The organism is Ruegeria atlantica (assembly GCF_947495585.1).
GTDB classification, from domain to species: Bacteria; Pseudomonadota; Alphaproteobacteria; order Rhodobacterales; family Rhodobacteraceae; genus Ruegeria; species Ruegeria atlantica_G.
The window spans coordinates 164,396-178,183 of the sequence record NZ_CANLZK010000003.1; the positions used below are offsets into that span (position 1 = coordinate 164,396).

9 protein-coding genes and 1 tRNA gene are annotated in these 13,788 nt (G+C 48.1%); 6 read left to right on the forward strand and 4 right to left on the reverse strand.

What is annotated here, in order from left to right; genetic code table 11:
• Position 1 precedes the first annotated feature (1 nt).
• Positions 2-397, reverse strand: coding sequence for a hypothetical protein (locus QMP16_RS08505; protein WP_174822482.1), 396 nt, complete (start codon positions 395-397; stop codon positions 2-4).
• 892 nt (positions 398-1,289) lie between these two features.
• Here QMP16_RS08505 and QMP16_RS08510 point away from each other — a divergent pair.
• The 6 genes from QMP16_RS08510 (at position 1,290) to gmtX (ending at position 9,312) form a co-directional block, all read left to right on the forward strand.
• Positions 1,290-1,376 (forward strand) — tRNA-Leu (locus QMP16_RS08510).
• Positions 1,377-1,564: 188 nt separating this feature from the next.
• Positions 1,565-3,037 carry a site-specific integrase gene (locus QMP16_RS08515; RefSeq protein WP_282152012.1) on the forward strand — a complete coding sequence of 491 codons (1,473 nt, stop codon included), beginning with the start codon at positions 1,565-1,567 and terminating at the stop codon, positions 3,035-3,037.
• Positions 3,024-6,122, forward strand: a complete 3,099-nt coding sequence (locus QMP16_RS08520; protein ID WP_282152013.1) for a VPA1269 family protein — start codon at positions 3,024-3,026, stop codon at positions 6,120-6,122. The genes QMP16_RS08515 and QMP16_RS08520 overlap by 14 nt, the downstream gene beginning before the upstream one ends.
• Positions 6,115-6,573 carry a VPA1267 family protein gene (locus QMP16_RS08525; RefSeq protein ID WP_282152014.1) on the forward strand — a complete coding sequence of 153 codons (459 nt, stop codon included), beginning with the start codon at positions 6,115-6,117 and terminating at the stop codon, positions 6,571-6,573. The genes QMP16_RS08520 and QMP16_RS08525 overlap by 8 nt, the downstream gene beginning before the upstream one ends.
• Before the next feature lie 167 nt (positions 6,574-6,740).
• Entirely contained in the window at positions 6,741-8,669 is a 1,929-nt protein-coding gene (locus tag QMP16_RS08530) for an AAA family ATPase (protein WP_282152015.1), read from the forward strand.
• On the forward strand, positions 8,662-9,312 hold the full coding sequence (gene gmtX, locus QMP16_RS08535) for a gamma-mobile-trio protein GmtX (protein ID WP_282152016.1): 651 nt from the start codon (positions 8,662-8,664) through the stop codon (positions 9,310-9,312). The genes QMP16_RS08530 and gmtX overlap by 8 nt, the downstream gene beginning before the upstream one ends.
• Before the next feature lie 87 nt (positions 9,313-9,399).
• On the opposite strand, the gene QMP16_RS08540 is transcribed toward gmtX, so the two are convergent.
• The 3 genes from QMP16_RS08540 to QMP16_RS08550 are packed head-to-tail and all read right to left on the reverse strand — an operon-like array spanning position 9,400 to position 13,720.
• A complete protein-coding gene (locus tag QMP16_RS08540) occupies positions 9,400-10,731 on the reverse strand; it encodes a hypothetical protein (RefSeq protein ID WP_282152017.1) in 1,332 nt (443 codons plus the stop codon).
• The gene (locus QMP16_RS08545) at positions 10,728-12,737 is read right to left on the reverse strand and encodes an ATP-binding protein (protein ID WP_282152018.1); all 2,010 of its coding nucleotides are present in this window, start codon (positions 12,735-12,737) and stop codon (positions 10,728-10,730) included. The genes QMP16_RS08540 and QMP16_RS08545 overlap by 4 nt, the downstream gene beginning before the upstream one ends.
• A 14-nt stretch (positions 12,738-12,751) precedes the next feature.
• Entirely contained in the window at positions 12,752-13,720 is a 969-nt protein-coding gene (locus QMP16_RS08550; RefSeq protein WP_282152019.1) for a DNA-methyltransferase, read from the reverse strand.
• Positions 13,721-13,788: the final 68 nt, after the last annotated feature.

The following is a 13,788-nucleotide window of genomic DNA, read 5'->3' on the forward strand; positions in this document are numbered from 1 at the left end:
TTCAGCCTCCGGTTCCTGTCGCGGCCAACGTGTCTGTTGGCGTGCTGGTCATGGTGTCGATTCGGGCGATCAGATTCAGCGCATTGCCCAGGATAGCGGCTTCGGCGCCCGGCGAAATCGACTCGAAGGTGTGGCAATCCGCCAAAACTTCGATCGAGCTGAAGCGCTCGCTATTTTCAAGGCGGGCAAGACGACGCCCGGTCGGAAAACCCTCGGATTTGGTTTCGGGCAGCGGCATACGCGAGTTTGCAAGCAAGTATCGCCGCCCCGAGCGCGTGCGCAACGACACGCCAAACCCGGTGTTTGGATGGTCGCGGTTCAGGGATTTGAGTTCGCCAAGAAAACTTTCACGCGCAAGACCAACGGCTTCTTGCTCGGCAGCAGCGGAGTTCATCATATTGGTCACGTTTCAGACCCTTGTACTGGAGTTGAGCGAAAAAACTCGTACAGCGCCCGAAGGCAAAAAAGACTCATTAACTCCTTCTGCCTATAAGCGGCTTTCAAGGCGGTCTTATTTTGACGCGAATAAGATTTTTTGGCGTTTGAATTGTGTCGCAATTGTGGTCGGTGGTATTTTTCAACCACAACTTACGGGCGTATTTTCGGCATCGATGTAGACAGCGCCATTTGCCGTTTTCAGCATTCAAGAGGGCAAAACTTGCAACGGCGCAAATGTGCGATACTTTTGAGGTAGGAGTTAGGGAATTGGAAATAAAGGAAAACCTGCCATCTTTTTTAAAGCCGGCCCAACACAATTTACGCAGAGGACGTCTGTAAAGTTTGTGGTTGTTGGAATCGTCTTTGGATTCTCACCACTGCAGGATCCTAAGTGAGAGGCACTTTACTCAACGTTAGATAGTTTTCAAACTATCACCAAAAGGACCTGAGTGTTGCTAAATGCAAAACAATGAAATTGAAAAAATCTGATCTAGGAATCTTTTTTGTCTGCTCGGAAAACGCCAATAATCAGACTGCTTTCCTGGCGCGAACAGCAACATATGAGAATAACCCGCATCCTGCTTGGCAGCGGCGTCCAGCACACATCATATGTGCGCGGCGGTCAGTTCAGAAGCATGTTCCGCCGATGTCATCAATAATCTTGTGCACAACTCAATTTTACCTCTCGCACTCCGCAGCAAGCTTTGCTATTCACGCCGACATTCTGGCACTGAGTGCTTGGGTTGCGGGTGTGGCGAAATTGGTAGACGCACCAGATTTAGGTTCTGGCGCCGCAAGGCGTGGGGGTTCATATAGTAAGTAGAAGAAAGTTACTGTAAGACTAAAACTGTGCGAGCGTGGCGAAATTGGTAGACGCGCTGGATTTAGGTTCCTGTGGATTAACCTCCGTGTCGGTTCGAGTCCGACCGCTCGCACCATACAGACTTGTATTTACTTGATACTTCCTGATTTCCAGCTTTCAAGCTAATTACCTGTGCCAGTGGGTGACCCCCAATCATAGAGCCTTCCAGCGTTATTTCTCGACTCAATTGCGGAACAAACAGAAAACTTTATCTTGCGTGGAAGTATTAACCTACCTATTAATTTACTTTAATGGAGTAGTTCAGTGACATTTAAACCAACCACTTACCACCTGATCAGATCACTGCCGTCACCGAAAATGGCGGGAGAGCACGTCCCGATGTTGCTGGTGTCGGCAGAAGACGGAACTGTAATTCGGGAGGCGTATGAGTACCTGCACGATGAAACATGTTCTGCAATGAGCCAAAGCTGGCGCAACCAAGCAGTGAAAACGATTGGCTTGTTTTTCGACTTCTTCAAAGCAAAAGGTAGTCCAGATTTGCGTGAGCCGGATAAGGCCAATAGCCTTGTCAATGAGTTTTTGTTGGCTGTTTACAATGGAACGGTCCAGCCAGACGGAAGTGATGAGACCGGTCTGAATTGGTCTCCGGCCAGCAATAAGACATATTCGATGCGGAAATCGCACCTCAAAGGGTTCCTAGGCACGCTGGAAGATCTCACCGGAAACAGCAGCATTCATCTATCGCGTTTCGCTAGGTCTGCACTTTCTGCTCGTGCCCATGAATTCGCAAAAGAACGGTCGCTTCTTTATCACCTTAGGCGACCGGGAAAGTCACTTGAGGTGGTGGCCAAGAGCTCCAGAGCCTCGGAGAATACTGTGAAAAAGGCTGTTCCTTTTCCTGGGAGCGCCCTGGTCGAATTGATAACCAAGGGCTGTCGTAAGTCACGCTCAAATCCAGATTTTTATGACAGATCTGGCAATCCTACATTGGCTAGTGAATTTAGTTTAAACACTCTCTTGGCCGTACTGTTAATGGCGGGTGCTGGGTTGCGTAAGTCGGAGTTGTTCCACCTTTTTCTTCAGGATGTCACACCTGAAGGTGTTTATATGTATGACCCAGAACAAGGGTGGATGGACGAGCAAGAGAAACCACGAGTGGAGTTCTTGCGTGACGAGTTCAATTTGTTGCCACGGAATCGAGTATCGGGCGGTTTTCATGCTGGTTTCAAAAGCTTCCTAATCACTGATGGGAAGAAGGAGCGCTCAAAGCTTCATTTTTTACCGCAATATGAGAAGCTCTTTTTTGCAGTCTTCTCTGAGTATCGGCGTCACGTAGTTCCGAGAAACGCAAATCATCCCTACTTGTTTGTCTCCACCGATCCAGAAAATTATGGAGAACCATGGACTATCGGTGCACTGAACATGGCTTTTCAGAGAGCCATGAACAAAGCGGGCATTCCATCCAGCAAGTTTGACGGTACAAACATTCACGGGCTGCGTCATAGTTATGGTCAGTCATTGGTGTGCATGAATTTGTCCCCTCTAATCATTCAAGAGTGCATGCACCATTTGAGTATCGAAAGTCAGAACGTCTATACCCGCCCAAGCAGTAGTAAAATTAATGACGAACTTCAAAGGGCCGCTGCAATAATGGAGGGTAGAGAGCCGCCTCCAGTCGACAGTAAAACGCCCGACTTGATCGGATTCAAGTATGACAGCGATCCCGCTGGGATATTTGCGCCACATTCGCTGGGAGTGATGAATGACCGACTTTGACTATGTGACAACTGATGCAGCTCAAGTCGGGAATACTACAATGAATCTTGACCCGAAAAGGCTGTGGGTCAATGCCGACTCCAAGGGGTGGAGGAATGCGAACCAAGCGGTGAAAGAGTGGGCGAAGATTGAGGATAGCTTCTTCTATAAGGTGGAATCCAGAAAGTACCTTTGGGACAACTTTTTCTGCAATTCTCACAAAGTTCGGACGCCGACGTTTTGGGAAGGAGTTTTGGCGCACGTATCCAACTGGGAAATGCTAGACGTCCACCAACAAACCAGGACTGTAATACGTGCCTCACTGATGGAGGTGTTGGAAATTTATCTGTCAAATGAGTGTATTCTACTGCCGCTTGTACAAGCCCGAGGAGAAAAGACCCCAAAGTGGCACGTGAACAGGAAGCCCAACAGATCGGGTGCTCCCTATGAAGAGATTCTCAACAGAATGCAGGAAGTATCACACGACCGACGCTCTGTCGGCGCCTTCAACACTGTTTTTTGCAGCATAAGCCTTAACGATGAGTCTGACTATACAGCCGAAGCCCATTCAGTGTTTCGTACTTCAGGCTTTCTGGACGATGAAAACAACACGGTGAGGCTCTATCAAAGGGCGCTGCAAGCAGCCAACTTGTTGGCAGTAGAACGGGGAAAATCCGCTCCGTTTCAAACTGCATTTAGAACTCGGGGCCGAGATCAGATTGTCGTTAGAGAGAATCGAAGAAATCAGTCAATTCCGTATGCGAAAAACGTTACGCTTCCGAAGTACGATCCAGATCAAGCTCTGGTCAACTATGTTTCGGAAGCGACAGAACGACTTAAAATAGCTCGTGCAGATGAATGGCTCTCGGCTATTAGGCATTGGGTCGGCGCAAGTGAAACTTCAGATATCTCCAAACTCTACGCAAACGCATGTGACTTTTTGACGTGGATTGCATCCCAAGGGCTTAATGACATCAAGCCATTGGATGTCAAAAGACACATGGTTGTCCGTTCGAGGGAAAATACTCGCGTTAAGCAAACCTATGTTGAGTATTTGAAGGCCTCGGGCAAAAGTCAAAATCAACGAAAAAATGCGCTCCGAGAGAGTGTTAATTTTTTCGCCATTATTTTTGACCAGCATTCCGACGACCTCGGCAAGGTTGTTCATTCTCCATTTAAGGAAGCAGACAAGAAACGATTTGCCGAAAGGGGCTCAAGGGGGCGAGGGAAATCCAACAAGCCGGTGCTGCCGAAGTCCATCATTGAGTATGCAAAACAAGTGCTTATCGAAGATGACTACGCGTTTGGTCGTCAGTTCAGCCACCAGTACGCGCTCAATGCGGTCGGTCAAAAGGTCTTCGTTCCCACTGAAAGCAACCTTCTTTATACGATGCTTTGCCTGCCCATTCGAAAGGCTCAGGCCGCCATGCTGGACAGTGGCGAAGCGGACGAGTTTATTGTTTGTCTCGATGGGTCGAAAATTGCAAATGATCATACGCTTGCAACCAAAGGTCGCGAATTCGGATTTACTCGAACATTCACAGATCAGCACTCAGACAAGAGCTTTGTTGGATTTTACATAAATACAAACAAAGAGCCCGTTGGGGAGCAACAGGGCTATGAAATCCCTTACAACCATGTTGAATTGCTGAAGATTCTACAGCACCAAAGACGGTTCCAGGAGCAAAATAATCCGATCAATGTCATGGTCGACCGGTCTCAGATTGGGCCGCATGACTGGCGTTACAAGGGCAGTTTGGATCCCTCGAAGTTAAGGAAATTTACGTTTCTTTTCAGGGACATTCAGAAAAATGGGTTTCGGTGGGATGTACTCTCACCAAGCGCGATAGACAAGTTCTGGTTACTTCTACTGGAAGAGATTCAAGACCGCTTAGAGAAAGACGGGACACCGGCGGAGCTTGTTTATCGCGATTCCAGGGGTGGTTTGAAAACTCCCTACACACTTCACTCCCTACGCGTAAGCAATATTACTCACTTCATCGAAGCTGGGGTTCCAGTCCATGTAATCGCTGAGTTTCTGTCTGGTCACAGCCAGCTGGTTATGACTCTGTACTACACCAAGTTGGGATCGCACAAGATAAACGAAGCGATCCAAGAAGCAGCCGGCCAACTGGAAAGAATGGATGAGGATCAATACTTTGAAGCGCTTACGAAAGAGACGCAGTCGTTCATCGATGAGCATCTAGTTGGGCACATAGATGGAAAACACTTCCTTCCTGAGGGCGATCCAGGCCTGTGGCATATTGATGTAGATGGAATCTGTGTTTCCGGTAAAACACTTTGCTCTGTAGGTGCTGAAAACACCGACTTAGAAAGCGGGAAAGTAACTCATCGGGCCATCACTCCGGACGGATTTAACTGTGCTGGTTGCCGGTTTCACGTCACGGGTCCAGCGTTTTTGCCGGGTCAGGTTACTCTCGTTAACACGCTTTTTTACGCAATTAACGAGCGTAGGGAGGAACATGACAAAATTTATCGGCAACTTCTTGAAGTCAAAGCCAAGCAAAACAATCGAAAAGCAAAGCGGCTGCAAGATACACTTGATAAGATCGAGCTTGAATTAGAAGATAGAATCTCAAGCCTCGGTGTGCGAGTTGGCAATGTTTACACCTCACTTGAACTCATGAACAAACAGGACACTGAGGGCTCTGATTCAACGGCTCTTATTACGCGTCTAGAAGAGGACGAACTTCGTGCTCAGTTGAAGGAGGCAAGGCAGTTCGAAACTATCGAGTGGGCTGCACAAGCTGTTGAATTCTTTCCGCATTTACCCGTTCCCGGTGCCCGTTTTCGCAAAGGTCTGCTTTTGGAGCAAATGGCACAGCGTAATGGGCTCCAACCTCTGCTGCTGCATCTTTCCCAAGATGAGGCTGAGCGGGCGGGAAATCGGCTGACTACCATGATGATCTCAATGTTCGGAGAGGCTGAAGTGAGCGATCTAATGGAAGGTAAGGCTTCATTGACGGAGCTGGGAGTGTTGCGTGATTTTAACGCCATGGTTGGCAAAGCGATACCGTCTTCAACGGCTGAAAAGGCGTCCTTAGACACAGATGAGCTAATGCTTATTGGTAACGCAAATGGCTGAAAAACAAATCAGTACAGCGCAGATGAAGCAGGAAAGCGTTGGCCGCTTCAATGCTTGGATCGCAGAACGAAAGGCCAAGGAAGACTGGTCCGGATACATCCGCCGTGGCCAGCTGAATCGAAGTGAGATCTCAACTGAATGTGGGTTTGCCAGGTCGGCCTTCTCAACCAACGATCTTCTGAAATCTGCCTTAGCTGAAGCGGAAAGGAAGCTGATTGCGGATGGCATTCTTGTGCCAGCATCTGCTTCGACTGGAGCCAGCGAACAACAAGAGAAGCGAGCGCTTGTTGGCCCTGACCCTAGAGATCAGGAAATCAAGCGCCTGAGAGAACGAGTGTCCACGCTTGCCGCTGAGAACGCTGAACTCAAAGCGCAGCTGAAGTCTCGAAACACAATTCTCGATGAAATTATTCCGAGTGGTCGCCGGGTCACCCTTGGAGATCAGCTATGAAGCAAGCCTGTGAGCTTTGGTTTCGGAGCCGCGCCACCCTCGCAGCAAGTGACTTATCTGGCGCCGGGGGAGTGTCAACTGGGTTGGTGCGGCCCGCAGCGACGAAGGAGCGAGGACACGGCCCTGTTGATGCGAGGACGGGGTCTGATACGTCTAAATGCGAGAGTGTGGATGCGGAAACGGGAGCAAAGTGTGGCTTTGGTTTTGGAGGGTCGTCATCTGAGCAAATCAGAGATCTGAACTATGTTACCTTTCTCCGTGAAGATCCTGACTTTGTCGGAATAGGTAATGCTCGCGCTGGTAAACTGATTAAAGCTTTTGGGAAGGACCTTCACGCTGCGATTATCAGCAAAGACAAACGCATCAATGACGTACTACCGCTTGAAGTCGCCGCTACCCTTTGCTCGATTTATCCACAGAAGATCGAACAAGCCAATCTAGCACTCTACCTGGACCAGCTCGGCATTAATAGATGGGTTGGTCGACTAATTGTTCGCGCCTGGGGATCTCGCGGTCTTGAGGCACTTAGAGAAAACCCATACTTGCTTATTTCCTGGCTTAGCTGGCCAAAAGTTGACGAACTCGGCTTGGCAATGGGTGTCGAAGGTAATGACCCTAGGAGGCTCGCAGCGGCCGTAGAAGCCGTGTTGTACACTCGGCTAGAGCGTGGGCACACTTGGACCCCGGAAAAGACCCTGGCGGCGCGTTTGAGAGCGCTCCTTGGCTCTGATGAGTTCACAGCAGAGGCGCTAGACGCATCGGTCGAACACATGGGGGCAATCGTAATTGCGGGGGGATATCAGCCAATCGGTGCTGGCGTCATGGAAAGAGTGCTCGCCAAATGCGCTCTCAGGCTCTCTCAGGCGCAGGGAGACCTTTTTAGGATCGAGGTTCGCTCTAGCGTTATTGACGGCATTCTCAAGCCAATAGAGCGGACACAGGGCTTCCCCTTCACACATCAGCAACGAAAAGCAATCGAAACCGCGATTAACCATCCATTCTGTCAGTTGGGTGGTTATGCGGGCAGTGGCAAGACAAGCGTCTTGAAAGGTGTCTGCACCGTGGCTGTTGCGAATGGCCGAACGGTTCATCTGATGGCATTAGCAGGAAGGGCAGCAAAGAGGATTACAGAAGCCACAGGCTTTCCAGCATCCACCATCTACAAGTTCATCAAGGACCACCAGGGAGTCGAACTGGACTCTTCGCACATGATCGTCATCGATGAGGCCAGTATGGTCAGTCTGCCGGACATGTATCGTATTATCCGGGCCGCTGGAGATGCACAGATAGTCCTTACGGGAGACCCCGCACAGTTACCGCCTATCGGTTTTGGCACCCCGTTCAATGACTTAATGCGTGACGATGACGTCCGCTCGGTCACCCTGGATCGTGTTCACAGGCAGTCAGAAAATTCAGGCATTCCATCTATTGCTGAGGGTGTGCGGGAAGGCATCACCCCAAACCTGTTTGGTTTTTCCGGTGCAGGTGAAGGTGTCACCTTCTTTGATGCAGCACCGGAAGAAGCCGCAGAAGTCATCAAGAGTATAGGGCGACAATTTATTCTGGCTGGAACTGAGCGGGACGATTTTCAAATCATCTGTCCCATCAAAAAACACGCAGGCGGTGTTATTGCGCTCAACAACTATTTCTCAGGACTGAAACCAGATCGCCCAACCATGCTTGGCAGACCAGACATCAGGGTTGGAGATCCAGTAGTTTACCTAAAAACGGATCTCGAAAGAGGACTGCGCAATGGCTCTCTTGGCCGTCTTTTGGAACCTGAGTTGGCTGAGTTTGATGGTGAACAAGTTGAGCTGATTTGGTCAGATTCAGACAATATTGACCTCGCCTATTGTCTAACAGTCCATAAATCACAAGGCTCTCAGTGGCGCCGTATAATCATGCCCATCTTCAATCATGGCAACAGTAAATTCGTTGATAGGTCGATGATCTACACTGCAATTACTCGTGCATCCGAGCAAGTCGTTCTGGTTGGCGACTTCGAGGCGCTAAGGGCTGCTGTAGAAGGTCAAACAGCTGCAAACCGCCGAGAAACAGCAATAGACTATCACATCGGAAGGTGTCTCAATGACTGATCTAGATGTAGCCATGGCGTTGGCAGGCGAGCTTAAACAAAATGGTTCGGCGCGACGGGTTACAGCCGTCAATAACATTGTTCAAGCTTGCCATCACCTTCTTGAACAGAAACAGAAAATAAATGTCGCCAATGTAGTAGCAACGGCAAAAGCCCTTGGTTTGAAGGGACCTGCGGCATCCTCTATCTACAACGCAGAGGAACTGGGAACGTTGGTTCAAGCGTTTGCCAAGACGCAAAAGGTAGTCCCCGATGACACCATGAGCCGCGCTCTTTCAAGCGACGAAGATGAGCTGCTAGCGGCGATTGTGAATCCACGTCTCAAAAGTATGCTGCGCGACCTGATTGCAGATCGGAACAAAGCAAAACAAGAGATCAGAATTCTGGATAACTTTGTTAGGAAGGTTAAGTCCAGCGACTTGTTCCTGGGGCAAACGGCAGCCCAGGAAAACCTCGCTCTTGAGAAACAGGCCACTATCAGCGAAGCCGAAAAGCAAGTTGTTCGACACTTTTTTGAGGAGACGCTAGATGGATATGGTTTCGAGCTTGAAAGCGACGACTTGTGCCGTAGTGGGAGGCCGATTGGCGCGAGACAGTTTGTCGCGCTGATGCGAAAGCTCACGGGTGGTGACTTGAAGTGTTGAATTCCTAGGTAATCACTGTTGGCTTGATCTGGCGCACGGGCCAGCGGCGTTAAAACGCAAAGGAAGAACTTTCATTCGCATAAAACCTTACGACGCGCCGATCTGACCCTTTGCAAATTTCTCCAGTAAGTTTGCGCTAGGATGGTTGGAGATTGAGATGAGTTTATTGGCTAGAGCGATTGGTAACATCGCGTTATCGTACATATCGCTTCTAAGCATCGCCACCATCGTTAAAATCTCATCTAAGTTCGGAATGGAGTCCCTTTCGTATTTTGCGCGCGTTTCGGTTACCGGAACCGAAGCAACATAGACTTTAGAGTCACTTGATTTGAAAATGACTTTTGCCCCGTAGTAAGTGGTATTTCCGTAAGCAGGTGCGCTCTCGCTGCGTCCAGGAAGGATGTGCTTGTAGATGTAATCATTGTCCATAATCAAGAACTGGTTGGGCTTAAGCTTCCCTTCGATCAGCTTTGCATGCTCGACAAATGCACCACTCTTCTCCAAACCAACTGCGAACAACGTATTTGAAGCTTGAAGGTGAGCGACCAGTTTAAGCATTGGTTTATGTAAGTTTGCAGTTTGACCAAAAAAAGCGAGGGGGCCATCTTTTACGAAAAAGAACTCGCCTAGCTTTTGAGGCGCCTGATCGACTATAGCCTTCAACCAGATCAGCATCACTATTTGCTCAAGAGTTGTAGTCAGATAGCCAAGCGCACCGCTAGCCCCCACTTCCTCATCTGCTACCTCATGCAATCGAAAGACATCTGTCAAAAATATCTTCTCATTACACGCCGGGCAAGGCGAGGTATAATCGTCTGATAAGCCCTCTCGGGAAAGCGGAATTTTCGTTTTGCTGCAATTTGCATTAGGGCAAGATGCTAACTCCCAAACATCCATTTTATTGGGCGAAAATTCGCTAAAAATAAACCATTTGAGCGTTTCCAATCCGTCTGTCACGTTGTCTTTTAGAAGACTAAAAATCGAAAAACGAAAAGACTCTACAAAAGTGTCCATATTTTCCACGGTTATTGTTTTTGTGGGAATTGGAGCTTTGAGTCTATCAATATTTTTTAGCTTTGAGATGTCCTCTGGGGCAATGAATGGTTTGGGGTCTAATGCTTTGAGGTCTTCAAGACTGAAGTACAGAGCTCCAAGCTGCAAAAACGCAAAAGTTGCAGATGGAAATGCTTCTCTAACAACGACGTCCTGATAACCCCCATCTATAGCGATGACACCTTTGACGCTGTCTATGGGCTTTTCGATCAAGTCAAAAGCTAAAGACTCGACATCCACGTCCTCAGCTGCCGTTGGCAACACGCATTTTGAAAGGAACGACTTAACGGATTCATCGTTAATAATATGACTGTGTGATGACTTGCTGGCCCGCTCAAACGGGCGCCTTCCTTCAGAGTAGCTCAACTGAAAATACCCCCCGGAAACAGGCCAACTTGGGTTGGGACTACAAATGCACTGGAATACGTTTTCAGACGAACAAAGCCTTGGTCGTTGGTCGCACTAAACTTGACAAGCGACGACGTGAAGTCTGAGAAATCATAGTATTTTTGCAATTCGCGTGTTTCGTCAGAGTTATTCAAGTGGGCAATGAACCAATTCTGAGTGTTTTTTAAAATGTTAGAGCTTATCGAACTCACTTCCTGTGTGGCATAAACCATCCCAAGATTGAGCTTGGCACCTTCCTTTGCAAGCCGATTGTAGATTTGCTTCAGATCGGATCCCTCTTTCTTGGGAAACAGGTTGTGAGCTTCCTCAAAATAAAACTGTATGAAATTGTTGGGTTCATTCTTGACGAACCGTCCCATTGCGTTTTGAAAAATTTTTACACAAATACGCTCAGAATACAGGCCTTGGATCTCTTCACTACCTTGTGAGAGATCGACGATCACAATCTGACCGTTTCTGAGAGCTTCAACGATTTCGACATCAAATTGTGCCGTGGACGTTGCCGTATGCTGCTCGATAATCCCTCGGAATTTCTGGTATCCACTGACGTTGGCGACCTTTGCTGCGGAAGTTCTGCGTTTGGTCAGAAAAACAAGTAGCGCCTGCATATCCTCGTCAAACAGCTGCCTCCCTTTCTTGTTGACGTAGTCATCAAACACCTTTTGTCCCGCCGGAGACCAAACGGCATCGAACCAAGCGAAAGCTTGATCATATGTAATCCCAGATTTTGGGTCTAATCCTTTGGCGATAGCGTTGAGATCGGCATTTCCAGAAAACTTGATTTTGTCAAAGCCCGCTGGTCGCGTGAAGCCTGCTTTATAAAGACACAATTGGTACGCAGCAACTTTTCGATCATAGCGTATTCTTGAAGACTGATTGGTGGAGTAGTCTTCTGGTTGGGACATGTCCACAGACCTAAAGGACTCTACATAGTCTCCAGCTTTGTCTCCGAGATGGGCACATAGAAGCTCAAACCCACCTAGAATATCCGAGTAGAAGTTTACCTTCATAACCTTGAAGCCTTCGTCTGTTTTGTCGACGATGCTGTATCTTATGGTCCTGTCAGAGTAGATTTCCGAAATGGATGTGCCTTCATCTTGGAGATTTGGATTCGCGTATTCTCCGTTGATGTCAAATATGATTTGCCCAACAGGGAAATTCGGAATTCCCCCAATGATGCTATCGACATACTTTGTGCTTGAGCCGGCTTGAACTAAACTCTTGTTCTTCGACTGATCACTCATTTGGCAAGTAGCCTGAATAATTTTTTTGACACTGTTTGACTTACCCGTCCTAGTCATACCGAACATTGCTGTTCGTTTGCCGAGGAAATCGTCAGGGAGTACGTACACGGGAACTGTAGCAGCGTCTTGAGCTTGAAAACGGCGGCTCGAACTGTACCTAACGTCACCGATCCTAAACGGCGTAGATGATTTTTTGTCTGTAAAGTTGACGATCATCTCAAGGTATTCTGGTGTTGGTTTATAGACCTCATAGTTGTGCGAACTGTAGAAGTTCTCCAGGTCGGCGCCGAATTGGATTACTCCTTTTTCGTCTTTGTAAAATGTACCCAATACCCTGCATTCTATTCCGGAGAAGCTGAACTCGTACCTAGTAAAACTGTCGAGCTTGTTCTCTGGGCCTGTGGTTTCCAGATTGTCCTTGTAGTATTCGACCATTGAAGAGACGACTTCACTATCGTTAGGAAGCTTTGCCGGGTTGATAACCCTTAGCAATAGTGCTTCGCTAATGCTCTCCTCGTTCTTATAGAACGCCAACAGAAAACACCCTTGAGGCAGTCCTCTCGCTTTCTGTTTCCAATCATCGCAGACTAAAAGCCCAAGGGAGTCGTAGTTCAATGAGTAGGGTCGCCCGACAAACGTGCCGCATTTAAAGTTACCTTGCTCATCCTTTGCAAAAATATCAGATTGCGTGATGGCCTTTATTTTACTGCTAATGTCCATTTTGCCTCAAAACTCTAAACGTTTTCGGATTGGGCAACCAACGGGTCGCCAAGTCTTATTTTGGATTGCTCTGCATATTTCTCTTGCATTTCAATACTAATCCAACGGCGTTTGTTCTTTTCCGCCGCAAAACCTGTAGTATTTGAACCCCCAAATGGATCGAGCACCAAGTCGTTCACATCTGTCAGGAATTGTATGAACATTTCCGCAAGTCCGACCTGCATTCTAGCAGGATGAGCAGCGACACCCCTTTCTCGGCAGGCACGCAAAAAATAATCGTTTGAAGACGTGTTCGCCATACTAAGTGCATTTGGCAATCTGACTTCTCGATTGGGGTCCAGACTTTCTATTTCCAAGAAATTGTGTGCGATACTACCACCGTTATCAGTCAAGAAACTTGTCTCACCAATTGAATGTTCCGAAGAGCGCTTCCCGTGGTTGTAACTGCCCCTTTCGTGGAGCTTTCTCATGCTCTTGCTGTAGGGCCGCAGTATTCGTCGGTTGTCCGCCTTAGGGTTGTCATTCTTGGAGAGCCACCAAACGTTGGTATAGCTGTCAGTTACACGAATGCGGTTTATGGTTACCCAATTTGCGGGTGATGGCAAACGTGACGGGTTATAACAAACAAATTGTTGGCAAAGCCGTAGATCGGCCTGAGGGTGTTGGGCAAATGATAACAATGCTTGCATAGGAAGCAGCGACTGAATCGGCCGACCGGGCTCCCAGGCATTTCCAAGTTCGACAACGATTGAGCCGTTTTCAGTTAGCAGTCTACTCCAAATCGGTGCCATACCGCTGATCCATTCAAGGTATTCAGCACCTTGAAGGTTTCCGTAGCTCTTTTTTTTGTTCAAAGGGAAAGGAGGTGAGGTAAGGATGAGTTGAACTTTTCCCGCCAGATCATCCTTGAGATCCCCTGATAGTACCTTGAGCGAGTCACCGATTAGGTAGTCACCAAGCTTTGTGCCGTGGTCGCGCCTCAATATTCTTCATCCATCAATGCCTGTTTGCTTGAGACACTATTTCGCTGGCCAAGAAAGCACAACGAGAA

Excerpts from the sequence above, each read along its gene's own strand:
- QMP16_RS08525 (WP_282152014.1), top strand. The coding sequence starts at position 6,115 with ATGGCTGAAAAACAAATCAGTACAGCGCAGATGAAGCAGGAAAGCGTT.
- QMP16_RS08545 (WP_282152018.1), bottom strand. The coding sequence starts at position 12,737 with ATGGACATTAGCAGTAAAATAAAGGCCATCACGCAATCTGATATTTTT.
- QMP16_RS08520 (WP_282152013.1), top strand. The coding sequence starts at position 3,024 with ATGACCGACTTTGACTATGTGACAACTGATGCAGCTCAAGTCGGGAAT.
- gmtX (WP_282152016.1), top strand. The coding sequence starts at position 8,662 with ATGACTGATCTAGATGTAGCCATGGCGTTGGCAGGCGAGCTTAAACAA.
- QMP16_RS08505 (WP_174822482.1), bottom strand. The coding sequence starts at position 397 with ATGATGAACTCCGCTGCTGCCGAGCAAGAAGCCGTTGGTCTTGCGCGT.